This window comes from Rathayibacter sp. VKM Ac-2857 (genome assembly GCF_013205025.1).
Taxonomy (GTDB): domain Bacteria; phylum Actinomycetota; class Actinomycetes; order Actinomycetales; family Microbacteriaceae; genus Rathayibacter.
In genome coordinates this window covers 284960-306944 of sequence record NZ_JABMLE010000003.1, presented here as the reverse complement: position 1 = coordinate 306944, position 21985 = coordinate 284960, and the positions used below count along the sequence as shown (strand labels likewise).

The window sequence follows — 21985 nt, the reverse complement described above, 5'->3', positions numbered from 1 at the left end:
GCGGCGCAGCCGCGTCCTCTCCCTCACCACCGAGACGCGAAGCGGGTTCCCCGCTCGACGCGTGGCCGGAGGCGCCTACTCGACCACCATGCGGGGGCCGCTACCCAGCAGGCGTCGCTGGCAGCAGCTCCGCCACCAGCGCCTGCACGCGGGCGCGGATGTCGTCGCGGATCGGGCGGACCTCCTCGAGGGGGCGGCCCTTCGGGTCGGCGAGGTCCCAGTCCTCGTAGCGCTTGCCGGGGAAGACCGGGCAGACGTCGCCGCAGCCCATCGTGATCACGACGTCGGAGGCCTGCACCTGCTCGGTCGTCATCAGCTGCGGGACCGCCTGCGAGATGTCGATGCCCTCCTCCGCCATCGCCGCGACCGCGACCGGGTTGATGCTCTCGCCCGGCTCGGAGCCGCCGGAGCGCACCTGCACCGCACCGCCCGAGAGCTCACGCAGGTAGCCGGCGGCCATCTGCGACCGGCCGGCGTTGTGGATGCAGACGAAGAGGACGGTGGGGGCGGTCATCCCGGGCTCCTGAGGGTGAGGGGCTACCCATGTCGATCGACACGGGCGCGACCGAATCTACCGACAGCGCCCGCCGCCTCCGCGTTCACCAGACCCCCGGCGGTGCGGCGCCGGCGGGTGACGGCGGACTCCGCCTCCCCGCCCCCGCGGAGCCGCGGGATTCCGAAACCATATTCATATTATTCATTTGCTCTCGATCAGCAGGCGGCATGAGGGGCACGGGATGACGCTCGGGCGCCGCCGTGGACCAGCGCCCGCTCGCGCTTCTGGAGTCGCGGGCACCCGCCCGCTCGACGCACACTGGCCGGGCCCCCTCCCGCGACGACCCCTCGGACGGATCACCGTGCTCACCGGACTCAGCGCCTTCCCGCTCACCCCGCTCCGCGACGACACCGTGGACGAAGCGGCGTTCGCCGCCCTCGTCGAGCGCCTCGCCGCGGCCGGCGTCGACTCGATCGGGGCGCTCGGCTCGACCGGCTCCGCCGCCTACCTCGACCGAGGCGAGCGCCGCCGGGTCGCCTCCCTCGCGGTGCGGCACGCGGGCGCGGTGCCCGTCGTCGTCGGGATCAGCGCGCTGCGCACCTCGCAGGTGCTCGCCCTCGCGGAGGACGCACAGGAGGCCGGCGCGGCGGCGGTCCTGCTCGCCCCCGTGAGCTACCAGCCGCTGACCGACGACGACGTCCTCGGGCTGTACGAGGACGTCACCGCGCAGCTGTCCGTGCCGCTCGTCGTCTACGACAACCCCGGCACCACGCACGTCACGATGACCGACGAGCTGTACGGCGCGATCGCGCGGCTGCCCCGCGTCGCCTCGATCAAGATCCCCGGGGTCCCCGCCGATCCGGCCGCCGCGGCCGAGCGAGTGGCCGCGATCCGAGCGCAGGTCCCGGCGGGCGTCACGATCGGCGTCTCCGGCGACGCGTCGGCCGCCCGCGGCCTGGTCGCCGGCTGCGACGCCTGGTACTCGGTGATCGGCGGCACGCTCCCCGGCCCCGCGCTGACGATCGCGCGCGCCGCGCAGTCCGGCGACAGCTCCACCGCCGAGGCCGAGTCCGCCCGGCTGCAGCCGCTCTGGGACCTCTTCGCCGAGCACGGCGGCAGCTACCGGGTGATCGCCGCGATCGCCGAGCAGCTCGACCTCGCCGCCCCCGTCTGCCTGCCCCGCCCGATTCGCGGCCTCGACGCGCCGGCCCGCGCCCGGGTCGCCGAGGTCGTCGCGGCGCTCGACCTCGGCACCCCGGCCGGCTGAGCTCACGGCGCGTCCAGCACCACCCGCCCGTCCAGCTCCAGCCGGTCGAGGAACGCGTCGTCGTGGCTCACGACGAGGAGCCCGCCGCGCCAGGCCCGCAGCACCTCGACCAGGTGATCGACCGTCGCGACATCGAGGTCGTTCGTCGGCTCGTCGAGCACGAGCAGCTGCGGCACCGGGCGCGCGAGGATCACGCCGGCGAGCGCCACCCGGAAGCGCTCCCCGCCCGAGAGCGTCGACGCGGGCCGGTCGACGATCGCGCCGCGCAGCAGCAGCCGCGCGAGCGCGTCGCGCAGGGCCGGGATCGGCAGGTCCGGCGCGGCCCGGGCGACGTGCTCGAGCACGGTGCGGTCGTCGTCGAGCATGTCCTCGCGGTGCTGAGCGAGGTAGCCGATGCGGTCGGTGAGCGCCCGCGCCTCCGTGCCGGGCACGGGATGCGGGCGGTCCGGCTCCGCGCCGACGAGCCGCTCGAGCAGCAGGGTCTTCCCGGTGCCGTTGGCGCCGATCAGGCCGAGGCGCTCCGGGCCCTGGAGCACCGTGGTCCGGCCGCGGACGGTCAGCTCGGCGAGCCGCCGGGTCGCGGGCACGCCCGGGTCGGGCAGGTCGAGCCGCACCGCGTCGTCGTCGCGGCGCCGCCCGGACGCCTCGTCGACCCGGTCCTTCGCGCGCGCCTCGGCCTCGGCATGACCGGAGCGGAGTCGGCCCGCGGTCCCCTCGGCGCGGCCGCGGCGGAAGTCGGCGGCGCCCTTCGGCATCGACCTCCCCGACTTCTCCCCCGCCTTCGCACGGCGGGCGATCGTGGTCTGCGCCTCGATCCGCTGGCGCTTCTCGGCCCGCAGCACCTGCTCGGCCGCCCGGACGTCGCGCTCGACGGCCGCGCGCTCGACGGCGAGCCGCTCCTCGAAGTCGGAGAAAGTCCCCGCCGAGGTGCGCAGGTCGCCGTCGCGCAGCTCCGCGATCTCGTCGACGTGCTCGAGCAGCTCCCGGTCGTGGCTGACGACGACGAGGGTGCCGCGCCAGCCGTCGACCAGCGCGAGCAGCAGCTGCCGGGAGCGGCGGTCGAGGTCGTTCGTCGGCTCGTCGAGCACCGCGATCGGCCGGCCGCGCAGCGCCACTCCCGTCACGGCCGCGAGGACCGCCTGCCCGCCGGAGAGCATCGAGACGGGCCGGAGCAGGTCGGCGGCGTCGAGATCGAGGCCGGCCGTGCTCAACGCGGCGACGGCCCGGGCCTCGACGTCCCAGTCGTCGGCGAGCGCCTCGAAGCGGTCGGCCCCGGCGTCGCCGGCCAGGATCGCGTGCAGGGCGTCGAGCCTGCCGCGGACGCCGAGCAGATCGGCGACGGTGTCGTCGGCGCCGCGCGGGAGGCGCTGCGGCAGCAGGTCGACCGCGCCGGTCGCGGTGACGGTCCCACCCGTCGGCACGAGGTCGCCGGCGACGAGCCGCACGAGCGTGGACTTGCCGGCGCCGTTGGCTCCGACGAGCGCGGTGCGACCGCGGCCGAAGGCGGCGGTCACGTGGTCGAGGACGACCGAGCCGTCCGGCCAGGCGAACGAGCAGTCGGTGAGGACGAGGGACGGAGGGGTCGGTGAAGAGAAGGGCATGGTGCTCCCGGTGGTCGCGTCGGCGCACGACGACCACCGCTCTCCGCCGAGGCGGGAGCGCGCGTCCGCCCGGTTCAGCGGGCGGGAGCAGGGGTCGTCAGTGCGAGGGCAGCTGCTGCGTCGTGGACGCAGTACCGGTGCTGATGCGCACGAGACCGTCTTTCCTGCGGGGAGCCCCCGTGTCCGCGAGCCGATCGGCCGGCCGGTGAGGTGGCCGCCCCGACGTCGCGGCTCGCGACGAGGTACCCGTCGACGCTACGCGCGGAGCGGGGGCGGCCGCAAGAGAGGGGCGTCTCTTCGCTACTGCACCAGCGCCAGCAGCGCCCGGATGTCGGCGGCGAGCAGGTCCGGCTCCTCGTGCGGCGCGAAATGGCCGCCGCGGGGCATGCGGGTGTACCGGACCACGTCGTAGCTGCGCTCGGCCCAGCTGCGCGGCGGGTGCGTGAGGTCGAAGGGGAAGACGGCGAGCGCGGTGGGCACCGGGACCCGGCCGACCCGCGCCGTCCGCCCGGTCGCGTACTCCCAGTAGGGCCGGAGCGACGTGGAGATCGAGTCGGTGAACCAGTAGAGCGACGCGAGGGTGAGCAGGTAGTCGTCATCGAAGCGGGTCGAGAGATCACCGCCGCAGTCGCTCCAGGCCCGGTGCTTCTCCAGGATCCAGGCGAGCAGTCCGACCGGCGAGTCCGACAGCGCGGGCGCCAGGGTGAGCGGCCGGGTCTGCTGCTGGTGCTCGTAGGCGCCCTCGTCCGCGAACCAGGTGCGCTGCTCCTCGACGTGCTCGCGCTCCGCGGCGGTGAGGGAGTCCTCCTCGACGTGCTGCGGCGAGGCGACCGCGAGCAGGTGGATCCCCGCGACCGCCTCCGGGTGGCTCTCGGCCAGCCGCGAGGTGATGCCGGCCCCCAGGTCGCCGCCGTGAGCGGCGTAGCGGGCGAAGCCGAGCTCCTCGGTCATCAGCCGGTGCCAGAGCTCGTGGGTCTGCTCGTCCAGCCCCGGCCGCTGCGGCGAGAACGGGAAGCCCGGCAGGGCGGGCACGACGACGGTGGCCGCCTCGGCCGGGTCGCCGCCGAACCGAGACGGCGAGGCGAGCCGCTCGGCGAGCGCCACCAGCTCGAGCGCGGTGCTGGGCCAGCCGTTGGTCAGGACGATCGGAAGGCGGCCGGGCGTCTCGGCCTCGAAGCGGAGGTAGGCCACCGGCGTCCCGTCGAGATCGGCCTGCGCCCACGGCAGCTCGCGCATCCGCCGCTCCTGTGCCGGCCAGTCGAACTCCTCGGCCCAGCGCCGGGCCAGCCGCCGCAGCTCGGCCTGGTCGGTCCCCGCCGACCAGCCCTCGACCGGCCACTCGGGCGACCAGCGGGTCCGGCGGACGCGCTCGCGGAGCTCGGCCCACTCCTCGGCGGAGACAGCGGGGACAGGAGAGGCGGGGCGGTGCGGGGTCATCGCTCGACCGTAGCGGCGGGGGCGGCCGTCGCGCGGACGACCCCCAAAGACCCGTTTGACGGTCCGCGGGGCCGGGCGTGACGATGGCCGCATGTCCACTCTCGAGGAGCTGCGCGCCACCGCCCACCCGATCCGGCTCCGGCTGCTGTCCCTGGTGACCGGCGCCGCGGCGAGCGCCGCCGAGGCCGCGCGCGAACTGGGCCTCTCGCAGGCGACAGCGAGCTACCACTTCCGCGTGCTCGAGCGGGCCGGTCTGGTGCGGGTGGTCGAGACGGTGCGGCTGCGCGGCGGCGAGGCCAAGCGCTACCGGCACGAGTCGTCCGGGCGGCCGTTCGACGTGACCGCGACCGTCGAGGCCGGGCCGGCGGAGGAGCGTCAGCTGTACCTGGAGGCGCTGATCGAGGAGCTGCGGCGGCGGTCCACGGCGCGCGCCGACGGACCGCAGCTCTCGACGGACGCCGAGCTCTGGGTCGATCCGGAGACCTGGCGGCGGGTCGTCCGGCACGTCGGCGAGGCGTCCGCGCTGCTGCACGCCGCGGCCCGGCCGCGGCGGACCCCGGGCACGGCGCCGGTGTCGATGACGACCGCGCTGTTCCCGCTGCGGCGGCCGTGACTCCGCGCGTGACTCCCCGGCCCGGCCCCCTCGCGCACCGCCCGTTCCGGTGGCTCCTCGCTGCGCGGACGACCGCCGTGCTCGGCAACGCCGTCGCCCCGATCGCCCTGGCCTTCGCCGTCCTCGACCTGACCGGCTCGGCGACCGACCTCGGCCTGGTCGTCGCCGCGCGCTCGCTCGCCAACGTCGCCGTGCTGCTGCTCGGCGGGGTCCTCGCCGATCGGCTGCCGCGCTCCGTGATCCTCGTCGGCACCTCGCTCGCCGCCGCCGGCACCCAGGCGGTCGTCGCCGCGCTGGTGATCAGCGGGACCGCGAGCATCCCCGCCCTCGTCGTGCTCGGCGTGCTGAACGGCGCCGTCGCGGCCGTGAGCCTGCCCGCCGCGTCGGCCCTCGTCCCGGAGACGGTCCCCGTGGGCGAGCTGCGCCCCGCGAACGCGCTGCTCCGCCTCGGCCTCACCGCCGGGACGATCATGGGTGCGTCGGGCGGGGCGGGCGTCGTCGCGCTCGTCGGGCCGGGCTGGGGCTTGGCGATCGATGCGGCCGGGTTCGCGCTCGCCGCTCTCCTCTACTCCGGGCTGCGGCTGCCCGTCGCGGCACGGGTGAGCGCGCCCGGCTCGGTGCTCGCGGACCTCCGCGAGGGCTGGCGGGAGTTCTCCGGGCGGCGCTGGGTCTGGATCGTCGTGGCCCAGTTCACGGTGCTGAACGCGGCCTTCGTCGGGGCGACCACGGTGCTCGGTCTGGTGATCGCCGACGAGTCCTTCGGCCGAGCGGCCTGGGGGCTGGTCGTCGCCGCGCAGACCGTCGGCCTCGCGATCGGCGCCGTCATCGCCCTGCGCTGGCGGCCGCGGCGGGCGCTGGCCATCGGCGTCGGGCTGATGGCGGTCACCGCCGTGCCGGTCGCGGCCCTCGGAGTCGTGCCCGCGCTTCCCGCCCTGATCGTCGCGTTCGCACTCGGCGGCGTCGCGCTCGAGGTGTTCGCCATCGCCTGGGACCAGTCCCTGCAGACCCACGTCCCGCGCGAGGCGCTCGCCCGGGTCTACTCCTACGACATGGTCGGCTCGTTCCTCGCGGTTCCGCTCGGCGAGGCGCTCGTCGGGCCGCTCGCGGACCTCGTCGGCACGCGGGCCGTCCTGCTCGGCTGCGCGGCGGTGATCGTGGTGGCGTCGCTGTTCGCGTTCTCCAGCAGGAGCGTCCGCGGCGTGGGCAGCGCGTCGGCGGGCACAATGGCGGGCATGGAACCCGAGAACCGCCCGACCGACGCACCCGCCGCCGCGACCGGCCGCTACGCGCACGGCCACCACGAGAGCGTCCTCCGCTCGCACCGCTGGCGCACCGTCGAGAACTCCGCGGCCTACCTGCTGCCGCATCTCGCGCCCGGCGTCTCGATCCTCGACGTGGGCTGCGGCCCGGGGACGATCACCGTCGACCTCGCCGAGCGGGTCGCCCCCGGCCGGGTGCTCGGCGTGGACGCCTCGGCCGAGGTGATCGCGCAGGCCGCGGCCCTCGACTCCCCCGCGGAGTTCGCGGTTGCCGACGCCTACGCGCTGCCGTTCGCCGACGACTCCTTCGATGTCGTGCACGCGCACCAGGTCCTGCAGCACCTCACCCGCCCGGTCGACGCGCTGCGCGAGTGGGGCCGGGTCGGCCGCCTCGTCGCCGCGCGCGACGTCGACTACGCCGGCGTGCTGATCCACCCCTTCACGGAGGGCCTGCAGGCCTGGGCCGCGCTCTACCAGCGGGTGCACCGCGCCTCCGCGGGCGAGCCCGACGCGGGCCGGCGCCTCAAGGCCTGGGCGCGGGAGGCCGGCTTCGAGAGCGTCGAGGTCACCGCGTCGCTCTGGGTCTTCGAGAACGCGGAGGACCGCGCCTGGTGGGGCGGCATGTGGGCGGACCGGGCGGTCTCCTCCTCCTTCGCCACCGTCGCCCTCGAGCGCGGCCTCGCCACCCAGGCCGAGCTCGAGGCGATCAGCGACGCCTGGCGCGCCTGGGCCGCCGACGAGGACGGCTGGCTCTCGATGCCCCACGGCGAGCTGCTCGCGCGCTGAGCCCGGCGGTCGGCCGTTGCGCTCGCGGCGGACAGCGCTGCGGGGCGGAGCGGTGATCCGGTTCAGTGGAGGCATGCGCAGAGTCCTGATCCTGGGTGGCAGCGGATGGCTGGGGCGCCGTCTCGCGGAGCGGGCGGTCGCGGCGGGGGACGAGGTCACCTGCGTGGCCCGCGGCGAGGCGGGAGCGGTCCCCGACGGTGCAGATCACCTCCGCGTCGACCGGCGCGACCCGGGCGCCTACGACCGCCTGCGCGGCGAGTGGGACGAGGTCGTCGAGCTCGCTCACGCGCCCGAGCTCGTCGGGCCGGCCCTCGACCGCCTCGCGTCGGCCGCCGCGCACTGGACGCTCGTCTCCTCCGTCTCGGTCTACGCCGACGTGCAGCAGCCCGACGCCGACGAGTCCGCCGCGCTGGTCGAGCCGGCCGACCCCGGGCAGTACGCCGACGCGAAGGTCCTGGCCGAGCGCGCCGCCGCCGACGCCCTCGGCGGCCGGCTGCTGATCGCGCGGCCCGGGCTGATCGCCGGGCCCGGCGACCCGAGCGACCGGCTCGGCTACTGGCCGGCCCGCTTCGCCCGGGGCGGGACGGTCCTGGCTCCCGAGACGGACGGCCGGTTCGCGCAGGCGATCGACGTCGACGACCTCGCGGGCTGGCTGCACGCGGCGGGCTCGGCGGGAGTGACCGGAGCGGTCGACGCGGTCGGGCCGGCCGTGCCCCTGGGCGACCTCCTCGCGACCGCCGCCGAGCTCGCCGGCTTCCGCGGCGACGTCGTGCACGCCGACGACGCGGCCCTGCTCGCGCACGGGGTCCGCTACTGGGCCGGTCCGCGCTCGCTCCCGCTGTGGCTGCCCGCCGAGGCCGTCGGCTTCAGCCGGCGCAGCACCGCCTCGTACTTCCGCGCCGACGGCCGCCACCGGCCGCCCGTGGAGACGCTGCGCCGCGTCCTCGACGACGAGCGCGCCCGCGGACTGGACCGGCCCCGCCGGTCCGGCCTGGAGCCTCGGGACGAGCGGGCCGTCCTCGACGCACTGGGCTGAGCGGCGCCCTCGGCGAGCCGGGTCGCTCGCCGCCCGCGCACAACATCAGCTGAGACGGGTGGGCCTCGCCCCACAGGGGAGGCTTCCCCTTCTCAGCTGATGTTGTGCGCGAACCCGCCGCCATCGCGGCGGTGCGACCGCCCACCACCCGCTTCCAGCGGTCCCCGTGTGCGAGCGCGGCCGGCGATCGTATGGCCGAAGCATCGTGCACAACATCAGCTGAGAGACCCGCCCATCGCCGAGGGGCGATGAGACCCGCTCTCAGCTGATGTCGTGCGCGAACCCGCCCCCCTCCGCCCCCACGTTCGCCGACACTCGTCGGTGAAGTCCGGCGATTCAGCGCCGATCTGGCGCCGCGAGCACCTTCTGTTACGGCGAGCGTCGGTGGCCGTCGCGCCCGCCCACCGCACCGCGCATCATCATCAGCACACCGCCGCGGACGCCTCCCCCGAGCACCTCCGCGCCTCTCTCCCCCTCGCACCGGGCGCTGTCCGGCGCGCCCGCGCACCCTCCCGGAAGGACCGACGCCATGATCCGCCTCGAGCAGCTCACCAAGGCCTACGGGCAGGGCGCCGACGCCGTGACCGTGCTCGACCGCCTCGACTTCTCGGTCGGCACCGGCGAGATCTTCGCCGTCGTCGGGCCGAGCGGCGCCGGCAAGAGCACCCTCGCCGCCTGCGTCAACCTGCTCGAGCGGCCCACCTCCGGCTCCGTCGTCGTCAACGGCGACGCCCTCTCGCAGCTGTCCGAGCGGGAGCTGCGGGTCGCCCGCCGCCGCATCGGCACCGTCTTCCAGTCCGACGGCCTCTTCAGCCGCCGCACCGCGGAGCAGAACGTCGCCCTCCCGCTCGAGTACCTGGGCGCGACCGCGGCCGAGACGAAGCGCCGCGTCGCCGAGCTGCTCGAGCGCGTGGGCCTCGGCGACCGCGCCCGCTACTACCCGCACCAGCTCTCCGGCGGCCAGCGCCAGCGCGTCGGGATCGCCCGCGCGCTCGCGCTGCGCCCCTCCGTCCTGCTGTCGGACGAGGCGACATCCGGCCTCGACCCCGCCTCGACCACCGCGATCACCACCCTCCTCAAGGAGCTGCGCGACGACCTCGGCCTGTCGATCCTCTTCATCACGCACGAGATGGAGACGGTCCGCCAGGTCGCCGACTCCGTCGCGCGCCTCGATCACGGCCGCATCGTGGAGTCGGGGCGCCTCGTCGACCTGCTGCGCGACGCGTCCTCGCCGCTCGGCCTCGCGCTGAACCCCGTGCGCGCCTCGGTGCTGCCCGACGCCGGGCTCGACGAGTGGATCGTCGGCTACGCCCGCGACGGAGTGCCCGCCGACTGGGTGACCCGGCTGTCCGACGCGGTCGGTCCGGTCGCGCTGCTCGGCGCGGCCATCGAGACGGTCGACGGACGCGCCGTCGGGCACGCGACGATCGGCCTCGGCCCGGTCGAGGAGCGCAGGCTCGCGCAGGCCGCTGACGCTCTCGGGCTGTCGGTGCGGCGGGGCGCGGTCCGGTCGGACGCGCTCGTCGAGGAGGCGGCGGCATGAGCGCGGTGCTGGCGCTCGGCCCGCTGCACCTCGACACTGCGCTGCACCTCGGTGCGCTGCACCTCGACAACAAGGTCCCGCTCGCCGACATCCCCGCGCTCGTGCTCCCCGCGCTCGGCGAGACGCTGATCATGGTCGGCATCGTGATGCTGATCGTCGTGCTCGTCGGCGTCCCGCTCGGCGCCGCCGTGCACAACCTCGCTCCGGGCGGCCTGTTCGAGAACCGCGCCGCGCACCAGAGCCTCAGCTGGATCATCAGCATCGGCCGGTCGTTGCCGTTCCTCATCCTGATGGCCTCGATCATGCCGTTCACCCGGCTGATCACCGGCACCAACATCGGCATCGCGGCGGCCGTCGTGCCGATGTCGATCGCCGGCATCGCCTTCTTCACCCGCATCGTCGAGAACGCGCTGCGCAGCGTGCCCCTCGCGCTGACCCGGGTGGCCCGCGCCTCCGGAGCGTCGCGGCTGCAGGTGATCCGCTCGGCGCAGCTCAGTGAGGCGGTGCCGCAGATCCTCGGCGGCCTCACGATCAACACGATCGCGATGATCGAGTACTCCGCCATCGCCGGCACGATCGGCGCGGGCGGCATCGGCTACGTCGCCGTCACCTACGGCTACCAGCGCTTCGACACCACCGTGATGCTCGCGACGATCGTCATCCTCGTCGCGACCGTCGCCGTCGTGCAGGTCACCGGCGACGCCCTGGTCCGCGCGACCACGCCGAGCGCCTCCCGGTCCCGGCGCGCCCCGCGCGTCGCGGTCACCGTCTAGCCGCACCTCCCCCTGATCCCGCCCCGGGCCCTCCGCCCGGGCGTCCCTCCCGCGCGCCGCCGTCCGGCCGCGACCGCTCGAAAGGCACTGCCATGTCCACTGAGAACCACGGCCCCGAGAAGTCCGGCCCTGCGAAGTCCGGCCTCGCGAAGTCCGGCCCTGAGAAGTCCGGCACCGAGGACCTCGGCTTCGAGCTGAAGAAGAAGCGCCGCTGGCCCTGGATCGCCGGAGCCGCCGTCGTCGTGGTCGGCGTCGGCGCGGTCGTCGCCGTGCCGCTGCTCTCGCCCGCCGTCTCGGCGAACGAGCAGGAGGGCGCGACCCTCTACGTCGCGACGGCCGAGGGCAACGCGTCGGAGCAGGCGCTCGTGAACTTCGTGGCGGAGGAGGTGGCGCCGCGCTACGGCATCACCGTCGCCTTCAAGGGCCTGTCGGACAGCAACACGATCAACCGCGCCGTCAGCGAGGGCGAGGTCGCCGCGACGGTCTACCAGCACAAGCTCTGGCTCGGCCAGGTGCTCGAGGCCAACCCCGACTTCGAGGAGGAGGCGGCCACGCCCGTCTTCCGCTGGGGCTTCGGCCTCTGGAGCGACAAGTACGGCGACGTCTCCGAGATCCCCGACGGCGGCACGATCTCGCTCTACTCCGACCCGGCGAACGAGGCCCAGGGCCTCTGGCTGCTGCAGTCGGCCGGCCTGATCACGCTGAAGGAGGGCACGGAGCCCGGCACCGCGACCCAGGACGACATCGCCTCGAACCCGAAGAACCTGCAGTTCACGCTGCTCGACTTCGCCGCCCAGTCCCGAGCCCTGCCCGACCTCGACGCGGCGGTCGGCTACACCGAGTACTACCTCGCCGCCGACATCCCGATCGAGAAGCAGATCTTCGCGCCCCAGGCCCCCGACGACTTCGCCGGCCAGCTCACCATCGGCTCGAAGTACAGGGACACCGCCAACATCGAGAAGCTCGTCGCCGCCTTCCAGGACCCGGCCGTGCAGGAGTTCCTCGCCACCGACGAGACGGTGAAGGGCATCCTGCTGCCGATCGAGGGCTGATCGCGCGGGTGCGGCCAGGGTGCGGCCGCGTCCTCCGCACGACATCAGCTGAGAGCCGGTCTCATCGCTGAGGGGAGATGAGACCGTCGCCCAGCTGATGTTCTGCGCGAGCCCCGCGCCGCCGCCCCTGCCGCCTCCGCACCTCCGGCAGGCCCGCACACGCCCGATCCCGCCGCCGCGGGAACACGGAGGCCGCCGCCCGCGTTGGCTCTCTCATGACCGTTCCCCTCTCGATCCTCGACCTCGCCCCCATCGCCCCCGGAGAGACCGCGCGCGACAGCTTCGCCGCCTCCGTCGCTCTGGCGCAGCAGGCCGAGCGGAGCGGGTACCGGCGGGTCTGGTACGCCGAGCACCACAACATGGCCTCGATCGCGTCGAGCGCCACCTCGGTGCTGATCGCGCACGTCGCCTCGCAGACCTCGACCATCCGCCTCGGCTCCGGCGGCGTCATGCTCCCGAACCACTCCCCGCTGACCATCGCGGAGCAGTTCGGCACCCTCGAGACCCTGCACCCGGGCCGCATCGACCTCGGCCTCGGCCGCGCCCCCGGCAGCGACCAGGCCACCTTCCGCGCCCTGCGCCGCGAGCACGACTCGTCCGAGCGCTTCCCGCAGGACGTCCTCGAGCTGCAGGGCTTCCTCGCCGGCGAGTCCCGAATCCCCGGCGTCAGCGCGACGCCCGGCGCCGGCACCCGCGTCCCCCTCTACATCCTCGGCTCGTCGCTCTTCGGTGCCCAGCTGGCCGCCGCACTCGGCCTGCCGTACGCCTTCGCCTCGCACTTCGCACCGGATGCGCTGCACCAGGCCGTCGCCGAGTACCGCCGCGGCTTCCGCCCCTCGGAGCAGCTCGACGCCCCCTACGTGATCGCCGGAGTGAACGCCATCGCCGCCGACAGCGAGGAGGACGCCCAGGAGCAGTTCGCGCAGATGAAGCGCGCCCGCCTGATGATGCTGCTGCGCCAGAGCGGCCAGATCCCCGTCGACCAGCAGTTCTCCGAGGAGGAGCTCGACCACCTGCTGACCGCCCCCGTCGGCGCGCACGTCGCGAGCATGACCCACTACACCGGCGTCGGCACCGGCGAGCAGGTCGCGGACTACGTGGCCGAGTTCGCCCGCTCGGCGGAGGCCGACGAGGTCATCGTCGCCCACGCCTCGCTCGCGACGCCCGCCCGCCTGCGCTCGGTCGCGCTGCTGGCGGAGGCGCACTCGCTCGTCGCCGCGTAACCCGCGAACCGACACCGCGCGCCACGAACCCACCGTCCGGCGTCGCTGAGGAATGGCGGCGCCCCGGCCGCGGTTGCACGGGTGGGCTCCGAGACGCCCGATGGAGGCTTCCCGTGCAGATCGTGGACTGGCTGTTCGACGCGCAGATCGTGATCGGCGACCAGACGGTGCTCTGGCGCGAGGTCATCGGCAACGTCTTCGGGCTGCTCAGCGCCCTCGGCGGCATGCGGCGCAAGGTCTGGGCGTGGCCGGTCGGCATCTTCGGCAACGCGCTGCTCTTCACCGTCTTCATGGGCGCGCTGTTCGAGACTCCGAACCCGGTGAACCTGCTCGGCCAGGCCGGCCGCCAGATCATGTTCATCATCGTGAGCATCTACGGCTGGTACCGCTGGACGCACCGCCCCAGCGACGCGACCACGCTGATCTCGCCGCGCTGGGCCTCCTGGCGCACCCGCGGACTGCTGGTGCTCGGCATGGTCGGCGGCACCGCGATCCTCACCCCGGTGTTCCGCGCGCTCGGCTCCTACGAGCCCGTGTGGAGCGACGCCTGGATCTTCGTCGGCTCGCTGCTCGCCACCTACGGCATGGCCAAGGGCTGGGTGGAGTTCTGGCTGATCTGGGTCGCCGTCGACATCGTCGGCGTCCCGCTGCTCTTCTCGGCCGGCTACTACGCCTCGGGCCTGATGTACGTCTTCTACGGCGCGTTCACCCTGCTCGGCTTCTTCGTCTGGATGAAGGAGGGGCGCCGCCCGTCGGCCGCCCCGGTCACCGTCGGCTGACCCGCCGTCGCGCCGCGTCGATCCGTCACGAACGGTCGCCCGAGCCGCCGCCGCGCCCCGCGATCCGTCACGAACGGCCGCCCGAATCCTGCGGATACCGCCCTTCCCGACGGATCGATGGCGCCGGACGCCGCGGATCGGGGACGGAGGGAGTTGGATCGACGGATGAGGACGACGATGACTCCCCCGACCGCCTTCGTCCTCGCCGCGCTGTGGGCGGCCCTCGCCGCCTGGGGCGCGGCGAGCGGCAGCACCCCCTTCCTGATCGGCGGCCTCGTCATGGCCGCCGCCTTCGCCGCGCTCGGCGTCGTGCTGCGCCGCCGGGCGCGCCGCTGAGCGCGGAAGCACATGCTGGTCGAGTAGCCGCGGGACGCGGCGTATCGAGACCCACCGTTCTCAACAGGGCGAGTCTGCAGACTCACCTGCTGACGGCGTCGGATCTCGATACGCCCGCTCCGCGGGCTACTCGATCAGCATGAGAGGGCCACTCGATCAGCATGCGGGGGGCCCGCTCGGCCGGCTGCTCCATCGGCAGGAGAAAGCGCGACCGCGCGCAGCCATGCTGGTCGAGTAGCCGCGGAACGCGGCGTATCGAGACCCGCGCCGTTCGGACGGCGGATCTCGATACGCCCGCTCCGCGGGCTACTCGATCAGCATGCGGGGACCCGCTCCGCGGGCTCCTCGATCAGCGTGAAGGCGCCCGCTCCGCCGAAAGCCGCGAGCGCCGCGTCAGTGCCCGCGGGCGATCCAGGCCTCGCGGTCGGGCTTCTCCGTGCCGATCGTGGTCGTCGGGCCGTGGCCGGTGCGGACGACCGTGTCGTCCGGCAGGGTCAGCACGCGGTCCGTGATCGAGTCGATGATCGTCGGGAAGGAGCTGTAGGAGCGGCCGGTCGCGCCCGGCCCGCCCTGGAACAGCGTGTCCCCGGTGAAGACCGTCCCCAGCTCGGCCGCCACGAAGCAGACGGCGCCGGGCGTGTGGCCGGGCGTGTGCCGCACCTCCAGCTCGGTGCCGCCGACGCTGATCCGCTGGCCGTCCTCGAGCACGCCGCTCGGCGCGGAGTCGGGGTAGAACGCGTCCCAGAGCACGCGGTCGCCCTCGTGCAGCAGCACCGGCACGTCGACGGCGGACAGCAGCGCGGCGACGGCGTCGATGTGGTCGGTGTGCGCATGCGTGAGCAGCACCGCGCGCAGCGTGCGGTCGCCGACGGCCGCGAGGATCGCCTCCGCGTCGTGCGCCGCGTCGATGACGACGCACTCGGAGTCGTCGCCGACGATCCAGACGTTGTTGTCCACGTCCCAGGTCCCGCCGTCGAGGGCGAAGGTGCCGCTGGTGACGAGGTGGTCGATGCGGGCGGCCATCAGAGCACCACCACCGAGCGGAGCACGTCGCCGCCGGCCATCGTGGTGAAGGCCTGCTCGATGTCGCGGATGCCGATCCGCTCGGTCACGAACTCGTCGAGCGGCAGGCGGCCCTGCAGATACAGGTCGGTCAGCATCGGGAAGTCGCGCTCGGGCAGGCAGTCGCCGTACCAGCTCGACTTCAGCGAGCCGCCGCGGCCGAAGACGTCGAGCAGCGGGATCTCGAGGGTCATCTCGGGCGTCGGAACGCCGACGAGGACGACGGTGCCGGCCAGGTCGCGGGCGTAGAACGCCTGGCGCCACGTCTCGGGGCGGCCGACCGCGTCGATCACGACGTCCGCGCCGAAGCCGTCGGTCAGCGCCTGCACGGCGGCGACCACGCCGGCCTCGTCGAGTCCGCTGGAGTCGATCGCGTGGGTGGCGCCGAGCTCCTCGGCCTTGATGAGCTTCTTCGGGTCGCGGTCGATCGCGATGATCGTGCTCGCGCCGGCCAGCTTCGCGCCGACGACGGCCGCGGTGCCGACTCCGCCGCAGCCGATGACAGCCACGGAGTCGCCGCGGGTGACGTTGCCGGTGTTCATCGCGGCGCCGAGGCCCGCCATGATGCCGCAGCCGAGCAGGCCGACGGCGGCGGGGTCGGCGGCCGGGTCGACCTTCGTGCACTGCTTGGCGTGCACGAGCGTCTTCTCGGCGAAGGCGCCGATGCCCAGCGCGGGGCTGAGCTCGGTGCCGTCCGTGAGGGTCATCTTCTGCGTCGCGTTGAAGGTGTTGAAGCAGTACCAGGGCTCCGCGCGGACGCAGGCGCGGCACTCGCCGCAGACGGCGCGCCAGTTGAGCACGACGAAGTCGCCGACCGCGACGTGGGTGACGCCCTCGCCGATCGCACTGACCCGGCCCGCGGCCTCGTGGCCGAGCAGGAACGGGAAGTCGTCGCTGATCCCGCCCTCGCGGTAGTGGTAGTCGGTGTGGCAGACACCGCAGGTCTCGATGTCGACGACGGCCTCGCCGGGCCCCGGATCGGGGACGACGATGTCGACGAGCTCGACGGGAGCCCCCTTCGACCGGGCGATGACGCCGCTCACAGTGGTGGGCATGGGGGCTCCTTCGGGCGGGGGCGGGTGGTGCGGAGAACCGTTCCACAGTACCGAGCGGCGCCTGCGCGGGGGCCGTCGTCGGGGTGCGGGCGGACGCGCGGATCCGGTGCCGGCATCCCCTGTCCAGAAGTCGTCGTACTCGATCGCCGAGTACGACAACTCCTGCGCAGTGGATCGCGCGGATATCATTAGTAATCGATGTAAGGGTTGACGAGTCCGCGCGGAGGGCTCAGGGTGACCGTGCGGGCGCTCACCGACGAGGGCCCGCGGAGAGGACCACCATGACTCGACGAGGAGTCACCACCCGCGCATCCCGCGCCCGCCGCAGCCCGCTGCGCCGCACCCTCCTGGCCGCCGCCCTCGGGGCCGCGCTGCTCGCTCCGCTGGTCACGCCGTCGCCCGACGCGGCGCAGGCGTTCCCGGCGACGTCGAAGGCCGCCGTACTGCAGTACCTGCAGTCGATCACCGGGACGAGCATCGTCTCGGGCCAGCACAACAAGGAGCCGGCGAGCGCCCCCGCGCAGTACACGCAGCAGGTGAAGGACATCACCGGGCAGTACCCGGGCCTGTGGGGCGGCGACCTGTTCTTCACCGCCGCCGACGCCGCGAACCGCCAGCGCGTCGTCGACCAGGCGAAGACGGAGTGGGCCAACGGCTCGCTGGTCACCCTCGCCTGGCACGCGTGCCCGCCGACCGGGCCGAGCACCTGCGCGTTCGACGGCGGCGTGAAGAGCAGCATCACGGACGCGCAGTTCCAGCAGATCGTGACCGGCGGCACGGCGCTCAATGCGACGTGGAAGCAGCGCATGGCCGAGGTCGTGCCGTACCTCCGGCAGCTGAAGGACGCGGGTGTGCCCGTGCTGTTCCGGCCGTTCCACGAGATGAACGAGACCTGGAACTGGTGGGGCGGCCGCTCCGGCGCGAACGGCGGCGCGAAGATCTACCAGCAGATGCGCGACTACTTCGACTCCCAGGGCATGACCAACCTGATCTGGGTCTGGAACGTGCAGGACAACCCCGCGGGCGGCTGGGCGGGCTACTACCCGGGCGCGAACTACGTCGACGTCGTGTCGCTGGACGTCTGGTACAAGGGTTTCCCGAGCTCCGGCGACTACCAGCAGCTGCAGTCGATCGCCGGCTCGAAGCCGATCGCGATCGCCGAGATGGGGAAGGTGCCGGACGCGGCGCTGCTGCAGAGCCAGACCCGCTGGTCGTACTTCATGATCTGGTCGGAGCAGCTGCGCGGCAGCAACACGAACGCCGCCATCCAGAGCGCCTACTTCCACCCCCGCGTCCTCAACCAGGGCGAGCTCACTCTCCCCTGACCCTGCGGCTTCGGCGATCCGTCACGAACGGCTGCCTCCCGCGCGGAGAGGGAGCCGTCCGCGACGGATCGCCGGCGTCCGGCCCGGGAGTAGGGTCCTGCGCATGAGTGCTGCGGACGAGAGCGGGCCGTTCTTCCACGGGACGAAGGCGGATCTGCGGGTCGGCGATCTGCTGGTGGCGGGGCGGCGGTCCAACTACCGGCCCGAGGTCGTGATGAACCACGTGTACTTCACGGCGCTGCCGGACGGCGCGGGGCTCGCGGCCGAGCTCGCGCCCGGGGAGGCGGAGCCGCGGGTCTACGAGGTGGAGCCGACCGGGCCGTTCGAGGACGACCCGAACGTGACGGACAAGAAGTTCCCGGGGAATCCGACGCGCTCGTACCGCAGCGTCGAGCCGCTCCGCGTCGTCCGCGAGGTGCACGACTGGACCCGGCTGACCCCGGAGGCGCTGCGCACGTGGCGCACGCGCCTCGCCGAGCTCCGCGACGACCCGCGCGGCGAGATCCTGAACTGAGCGGCGCGTGCTCCGCGGTCGCCAGGGATCGCGGCGCGGGCCGACCGGTCGGGGCGTTCGTGCTGGTCGAGTAGCCGGCCGGAGGCCGGCGTATCGAGACCCACCCCCGTCAGCAGATGGGTCTGCAGACCGAGGTCCTGACGACGGTGGATCTCGATACGCCCGCTCCGCGGGCTACTCGATCAGCATGTGGGGCCCGCGGCGCGGGCTGCTCGATCAGCATGAGGGGCCTGCGACGCGGGCTCCGCAGTCAGGAAGCACCCCGGCGCGGGCCGACCGATCGGGCGGGCGTCCATGCTGGTCGAGTAGCCGGCCGGAGGCCGGCGTATCGAGACCCACCCCGTCAGCAGGTGGGTCTGCAGGCGCTGGTCCTGACGCCGTTGGATCTCGATACGCCCGCTCCGCGGGCTACTCGATCAGCATGAGAGGCCCGCGGCGCGGGCTCCGCAGTCAGCAAGCACCCCGGCGCGGGCCGACTGATCGGGCGGGCGTCCATGCTGGTCGAGTAGCTGGCCGGAGGCCGGCGTATCGAGACCCACCCCGTCAGCAGGTGGGTCTGCAGGCGCTGGTCCTGACGCCCGTGGATCTCGATACGCCCGCTCCGCGGGCTACTCGATCAGCATGGAGGGCCCCGCTCCGCGTGCTGCTCGATCAGCATGAGGGGCCCGCGGCGCGGGCTGCTCGGTCAGCAGGTCGGCGGCAGCTCCGCGGCTGCTCGATCAGCAGGGGCGCGGGCCGTCAGGACGCCGCCGTCATGCGGGCGTACCGGCCGCCGGCGGCCAGCAGCTCCTCGTGAGTGCCCTGCTCGAGGACGCGGCCGGCGTCGAGGACGACGATGCGGTCGGCCGAGCGGACGGTGCTCAGGCGGTGCGCGACGATCAGCGTCGTGCGGCCGGCGCGCAGCCGCTCGAGGGCGCCGCGCACCTCGGCCTCGGCGCGCGGGTCGAGGGCGGCGGTCGCCTCGTCGAGGATCAGCAGCCGCGGGTCGCGGATCAGCGCACGGGCGATGGCGAGCCGCTGGCGCTGGCCGCCGGAGAGCTGCGCGCCGCGCTCACCGACGGTCGTGTCCCAGCCGTCGGGGAGCTCCAGGACGAAGCCGGCGTTCGCCGCCCGCAGCGCCGCCTCGAGCCGGTCGTCGCCCGACTCCCCGGGGGCGGGCTCCGCGGCGCCGTAGAGGATGTTGTCGCGGATGCTCCCGCGGAACAGCACCGACTCCTGCGGCACCACCGAGACGAAGCGCCGCACCGTGCGCATGTCGAGGGTCGCGATGTCGCGGCCGTCGAGCAGGACCCGGCCCGCCGAGGGGCGCAGGAAGCCCAGCGCGAGCCGGGTCAGCGTCGACTTCCCCGAACCGGAGGCGCCGACGAGCGCCACCGTCTCGCCGGCGGCGACGCGCAGGCTCACGTCCGACAGCACCGGCCGCTCGCCGTAGGAGAAGGAGACGCCCTCGAAGGCGAGGCTCCCCTCCAGCGCGTCGACGACGGCGCGGCCCTCGTTCCACTCCACGTCGGGGTCGGTGAGGACGCCGGCGATCGAGCGCTGCGAGGCGAGGCCGCGGGTGATCAGGGGCGCGGTCTGGAAGGCGCCGGTGATCGCCCCGGTCAGCAGGGCGAAGTACGAGCTGAGCAGCACCACCTCGCCGACGGTGATCGGGAGGGCGCCGGTCGCGCTCGCCCACGCCGCAGCGAAGAGCGAGCCCAGGGTGATCACCTGGTAGCTGCTCCAGGACAGCGCGCCGAAGCGCCCGTTCAGCCGGTCGAGCCGGGTGCCCGCCCGCTCGACCCGGTGCGCGGCCTCGACGACCCGCCGCACGGAGACCTGCTCCAGTCCGTGCGCGCGGGTGACCTCCTGGAGCGAGGACATCTCGCCGACCGCCGAGGACATGGTCTCGACGTCGAGGCGGAAGGTCTCGTTGCTCGCGGCGGTGCGCGAGCGCAGCCAGAGGATCAGCCCGGCGGCGAGCGGCAGGGTCAGCGCCAGCACGGGCAGGAACTGGGGCACCCGCACCGCCGTCGCGACGCCGGCGCCGACGAGGATCACCAGCGCGTTGAGCAGCGGGCCGAACGCCTGCTGCAGCATCAGCTCCAGGTTCTCCACGTCGCGCACGATCTTGGTCTGGACCACCGACGCGCTGCCGCGGGAGTGGTAGCCGAACGACAGCAGCTGCAGCCGCACCGCCAGCGCCTCGCGCAGCCGGGCGCCCATCGAGCGCACGGAGGAGGAGAACTGCCGCACGAAGACGCCGTTCGCGGCGATGTTGATCGCGATGGTGGCGGCGCCCGCGGCGGCGGGGGCCAGGAGCGCCTCGGGCGGATCGCCGGCGACGAGGGCGTCGACGACGGCCGCGGTGACGAGCGGGAGGATCCAGAGCGGGCTGTCCTTGACCGCGAACGCGAGCGCGGCGACGACCAGGCGGCCGCGCGAGGGGCGGAGGGCCGAGCGGAGCGGGTGCTCGGGGTCGATGGCGGGTGCGGCGGTCACCGGGAGCCGGGCCGGGAGTGCGTGCGGGTGGATCTCGAGACGCCGGCTGCGCCGGCTACTCGATCAGCATGGGGTGGGCGCTCATCGGCGGCATGGAGCGGGCGCTCGGCGGCAGCCGTCTCTGCGGGGGTGGATCTCGATACGCCGGCTGCGCCGGCTACTCGATCAGCATGGAGCTCGCCGGCGGGCCCTGAATGCTGGTCGAGTAGCCCGCCGGAGGCGGGCGTATCGAGACCCTCGCGCCCGCCCGGCGCCGACCCGTCGTGACCCGCCCGCTCAGCGGGGCCGCCGAGCAGGCCCGGCAGGTGCACGAGGGCCGCCGCGCCGATCAGCGGGCCGCCGCCGCCGAGGCCGGAGGCGCGGATCGACAGCCCGCGGGCGTAGTCGAAGACCGCGCGCTCGCAGGCCGCCTCGCGCACCAGGTCGAGGTACGACGCCGTCACCGCCGAGAAGCCGCCGCCGACGGCGAAGTCGCGGACGTCGAGCAGCGTCGCCACGTCGGCGATCGCCGTGCCGACCGCCGCCGCCGAGCGCGCCACCGCGGCGAGCGCCACCGGGTCGCCGGCCGCGGCCGCCCGCGCCAGGTCCTCGCCGGTCGTCCCCGCGAAGCCGCGGCGCCGCGCCCAGGCCACGCTGCTGGGTCCGGAGGCGATGCTCTCCAGCGTGCCGTCGCTCCCCTCCTCCGGGTCCGCGTCGCCGACGTGGATCTGCCCGATGTGCCCGGCGTTGCCGGAGCGGCCCGCGACCGCGCGGCCGTCGAGCACGATCCCGCCGCCGACCCCCGTCGACACCACCAGGCTCACCGAGGACGCGGCGCCGCGGTTGGCGCCCACCCAGTGCTCGGCGAGCGCGATGCAGGTGCCGTCGAGCCGCAGGCCTACCGGCCGGCCGGGCAGCAGCCGCTCGACGACCGCGCGCAGGGCGAACCCGTGCAGCAGCGGCAGGTTCTTCGGCCGGATGCGCCCCTCGGCGAGGTCGAGCGGGCCGGCGGAGCCGATCCCCGCGCCGACGAGCGAGCCCGCACCCGCAGCGGCGAGCGCCTCCACGACGCACCCCTCCACGGCCGCGCCGAACTCCGCCGGGGTCAGCGCCGGCCCGGTCGGCCGCCGGCTGCGCGAGCCCGGCACGAGCACTCCGTCGGCGCGCACGAGCGCCGCCTCGATCTTGGTGCCGCCGACATCGACGGCGAGCGCGAGCTGCGGGGTCATCTCTTCCTCCGGAAGGGTGTGGGCGACGCGGGTCGTGGGCGACGCGGGTAATGGGCGATGCGGGTCGCGAGCAGCGCGGAGGAGCCGACCGGGAGGCGTGCGCCGGTCCCGGTCGGCTCCGTCGATCACCGCCGCGGGC

At 74.3% G+C, this 21985-nt stretch carries 19 protein-coding genes and 1 pseudogene; 13 read left to right on the top strand and 7 right to left on the bottom strand.

Annotated features, from left to right (window positions below):
* Positions 1-100: 100 nt before the first annotated feature.
* Entirely contained in the window at positions 101-514 is a 414-nt protein-coding gene (locus HQQ86_RS14965; protein WP_173289053.1) for an arsenate reductase ArsC, read from the bottom strand.
* A gap of 343 nt (positions 515-857) precedes the next feature.
* Between HQQ86_RS14965 and HQQ86_RS14960 the strand changes: the two genes are divergently transcribed.
* Positions 858-1763: a dihydrodipicolinate synthase family protein gene (locus tag HQQ86_RS14960; protein WP_173289052.1), complete on the top strand. Its 906-nt coding sequence runs from the start codon at positions 858-860 to the stop codon at positions 1761-1763.
* A gap of 2 nt (positions 1764-1765) precedes the next feature.
* On the opposite strand, the gene HQQ86_RS14955 is transcribed toward HQQ86_RS14960, so the two are convergent.
* Positions 1766-3364: an ATP-binding cassette domain-containing protein gene (locus HQQ86_RS14955; protein WP_173289051.1), complete on the bottom strand. Its 1599-nt coding sequence runs from the start codon at positions 3362-3364 to the stop codon at positions 1766-1768.
* A gap of 300 nt (positions 3365-3664) precedes the next feature.
* On the bottom strand, positions 3665-4801 hold the full coding sequence (locus HQQ86_RS14950) for an epoxide hydrolase family protein (RefSeq protein ID WP_173289050.1): 1137 nt from the start codon (positions 4799-4801) through the stop codon (positions 3665-3667).
* A 91-nt stretch (positions 4802-4892) separates the two neighbouring features.
* On the opposite strand from HQQ86_RS14950, the gene HQQ86_RS14945 reads away from it, so the two are divergent.
* The 10 genes and pseudogenes from HQQ86_RS14945 to HQQ86_RS14900 all read left to right on the top strand — a co-directional run bounded on the left by HQQ86_RS14945 (position 4893) and on the right by HQQ86_RS14900 (position 14201).
* Positions 4893-5414 (top strand): helix-turn-helix domain-containing protein, encoded by a 522-nt coding sequence (locus HQQ86_RS14945; protein WP_173289049.1) that lies wholly within the window; start codon positions 4893-4895, stop codon positions 5412-5414.
* A pseudogene (locus HQQ86_RS14940) lies at positions 5411-6586 on the top strand (MFS transporter); the annotation flags it as partial. The gene HQQ86_RS14945 and the pseudogene HQQ86_RS14940, both read left to right, overlap by 4 nt.
* 60 nt (positions 6587-6646) lie before the next feature.
* The gene (locus HQQ86_RS14935; protein WP_173289403.1) at positions 6647-7459 is read left to right on the top strand and encodes a methyltransferase domain-containing protein; all 813 of its coding nucleotides are present in this window, start codon (positions 6647-6649) and stop codon (positions 7457-7459) included.
* Positions 7460-7532: 73 nt separating this feature from the next.
* The gene (locus HQQ86_RS14930) at positions 7533-8495 is read left to right on the top strand and encodes an NAD-dependent epimerase/dehydratase family protein (RefSeq protein ID WP_173289048.1); all 963 of its coding nucleotides are present in this window, start codon (positions 7533-7535) and stop codon (positions 8493-8495) included.
* A gap of 529 nt (positions 8496-9024) precedes the next feature.
* Complete coding sequence (locus HQQ86_RS14925; protein WP_173289047.1) at positions 9025-10038, top strand: methionine ABC transporter ATP-binding protein; 1014 nt, start codon at positions 9025-9027, stop codon at positions 10036-10038.
* Entirely contained in the window at positions 10035-10811 is a 777-nt protein-coding gene (locus HQQ86_RS14920; protein WP_173289046.1) for a methionine ABC transporter permease, read from the top strand. Before HQQ86_RS14925 ends, HQQ86_RS14920 begins: the two co-directional genes overlap by 4 nt.
* Before the next feature lie 92 nt (positions 10812-10903).
* On the top strand, positions 10904-11863 hold the full coding sequence (locus HQQ86_RS14915) for a MetQ/NlpA family ABC transporter substrate-binding protein (RefSeq protein ID WP_173289045.1): 960 nt from the start codon (positions 10904-10906) through the stop codon (positions 11861-11863).
* 215 nt (positions 11864-12078) lie between these two features.
* On the top strand, positions 12079-13086 hold the full coding sequence (locus HQQ86_RS14910) for an LLM class flavin-dependent oxidoreductase (RefSeq protein ID WP_173289044.1): 1008 nt from the start codon (positions 12079-12081) through the stop codon (positions 13084-13086).
* Positions 13087-13199: 113 nt separating this feature from the next.
* Positions 13200-13865 (top strand): nicotinamide riboside transporter PnuC, encoded by a 666-nt coding sequence (gene pnuC / locus HQQ86_RS14905; RefSeq protein WP_173289043.1) that lies wholly within the window; start codon positions 13200-13202, stop codon positions 13863-13865.
* 177 nt (positions 13866-14042) lie between these two features.
* Complete coding sequence (locus HQQ86_RS14900; protein WP_173289042.1) at positions 14043-14201, top strand: hypothetical protein; 159 nt, start codon at positions 14043-14045, stop codon at positions 14199-14201.
* A gap of 393 nt (positions 14202-14594) precedes the next feature.
* On the opposite strand, the gene HQQ86_RS14895 is transcribed toward HQQ86_RS14900, so the two are convergent.
* Positions 14595-15224, bottom strand: a complete 630-nt coding sequence (locus HQQ86_RS14895; RefSeq protein ID WP_173289041.1) for an MBL fold metallo-hydrolase — start codon at positions 15222-15224, stop codon at positions 14595-14597.
* Positions 15224-16318, bottom strand: coding sequence for an S-(hydroxymethyl)mycothiol dehydrogenase (locus HQQ86_RS14890; protein ID WP_173289040.1), 1095 nt, complete (start codon positions 16316-16318; stop codon positions 15224-15226). Before HQQ86_RS14890 ends, HQQ86_RS14895 begins: the two co-directional genes overlap by 1 nt.
* A 281-nt stretch (positions 16319-16599) precedes the next feature.
* Between HQQ86_RS14890 and HQQ86_RS14885 the strand changes: the two genes are divergently transcribed.
* Complete coding sequence (locus HQQ86_RS14885) at positions 16600-17643, top strand: glycoside hydrolase family 26 protein (RefSeq protein ID WP_173289039.1); 1044 nt, start codon at positions 16600-16602, stop codon at positions 17641-17643.
* Between the two features lie 103 nt (positions 17644-17746).
* Positions 17747-18157: an NAD(+)--rifampin ADP-ribosyltransferase gene (gene arr, locus HQQ86_RS14880; protein ID WP_173289038.1), complete on the top strand. Its 411-nt coding sequence runs from the start codon at positions 17747-17749 to the stop codon at positions 18155-18157.
* Positions 18158-18895: 738 nt separating this feature from the next.
* Here arr and HQQ86_RS14875 read toward each other — a convergent pair.
* Both HQQ86_RS14875 and HQQ86_RS14870 read right to left on the bottom strand, forming a co-directional pair.
* A complete protein-coding gene (locus HQQ86_RS14875) occupies positions 18896-20638 on the bottom strand; it encodes an ABC transporter ATP-binding protein (RefSeq protein ID WP_173289037.1) in 1743 nt (580 codons plus the stop codon).
* A complete protein-coding gene (locus HQQ86_RS14870; RefSeq protein WP_173289036.1) occupies positions 20635-21846 on the bottom strand; it encodes an ROK family protein in 1212 nt (403 codons plus the stop codon). The genes HQQ86_RS14875 and HQQ86_RS14870 overlap by 4 nt, the downstream gene beginning before the upstream one ends.
* Positions 21847-21985: the final 139 nt, after the last annotated feature.

Bases quoted from the DNA above. Each gene is read 5' to 3' on its own strand.
- HQQ86_RS14965 (WP_173289053.1), bottom strand. From the start codon at position 514: ATGACCGCCCCCACCGTCCTCTTCGTCTGCATCCACAACGCCGGCCGG.
- HQQ86_RS14955 (WP_173289051.1), bottom strand. From the start codon at position 3,364: ATGCCCTTCTCTTCACCGACCCCTCCGTCCCTCGTCCTCACCGACTGC.
- HQQ86_RS14950 (WP_173289050.1), bottom strand. From the start codon at position 4,801: ATGACCCCGCACCGCCCCGCCTCTCCTGTCCCCGCTGTCTCCGCCGAG.
- HQQ86_RS14945 (WP_173289049.1), top strand. From the start codon at position 4,893: ATGTCCACTCTCGAGGAGCTGCGCGCCACCGCCCACCCGATCCGGCTC.
- HQQ86_RS14935 (WP_173289403.1), top strand. From the start codon at position 6,647: ATGGAACCCGAGAACCGCCCGACCGACGCACCCGCCGCCGCGACCGGC.
- HQQ86_RS14930 (WP_173289048.1), top strand. From the start codon at position 7,533: ATGCGCAGAGTCCTGATCCTGGGTGGCAGCGGATGGCTGGGGCGCCGT.
- HQQ86_RS14925 (WP_173289047.1), top strand. From the start codon at position 9,025: ATGATCCGCCTCGAGCAGCTCACCAAGGCCTACGGGCAGGGCGCCGAC.
- HQQ86_RS14920 (WP_173289046.1), top strand. From the start codon at position 10,035: ATGAGCGCGGTGCTGGCGCTCGGCCCGCTGCACCTCGACACTGCGCTG.
- HQQ86_RS14915 (WP_173289045.1), top strand. From the start codon at position 10,904: ATGTCCACTGAGAACCACGGCCCCGAGAAGTCCGGCCCTGCGAAGTCC.
- HQQ86_RS14910 (WP_173289044.1), top strand. From the start codon at position 12,079: ATGACCGTTCCCCTCTCGATCCTCGACCTCGCCCCCATCGCCCCCGGA.
- HQQ86_RS14900 (WP_173289042.1), top strand. From the start codon at position 14,043: ATGACTCCCCCGACCGCCTTCGTCCTCGCCGCGCTGTGGGCGGCCCTC.
- HQQ86_RS14895 (WP_173289041.1), bottom strand. From the start codon at position 15,224: ATGGCCGCCCGCATCGACCACCTCGTCACCAGCGGCACCTTCGCCCTC.
- HQQ86_RS14890 (WP_173289040.1), bottom strand. From the start codon at position 16,318: ATGCCCACCACTGTGAGCGGCGTCATCGCCCGGTCGAAGGGGGCTCCC.
- HQQ86_RS14885 (WP_173289039.1), top strand. From the start codon at position 16,600: ATGACTCGACGAGGAGTCACCACCCGCGCATCCCGCGCCCGCCGCAGC.
- arr (WP_173289038.1), top strand. From the start codon at position 17,747: ATGAGTGCTGCGGACGAGAGCGGGCCGTTCTTCCACGGGACGAAGGCG.
- HQQ86_RS14870 (WP_173289036.1), bottom strand. From the start codon at position 21,846: ATGACCCCGCAGCTCGCGCTCGCCGTCGATGTCGGCGGCACCAAGATC.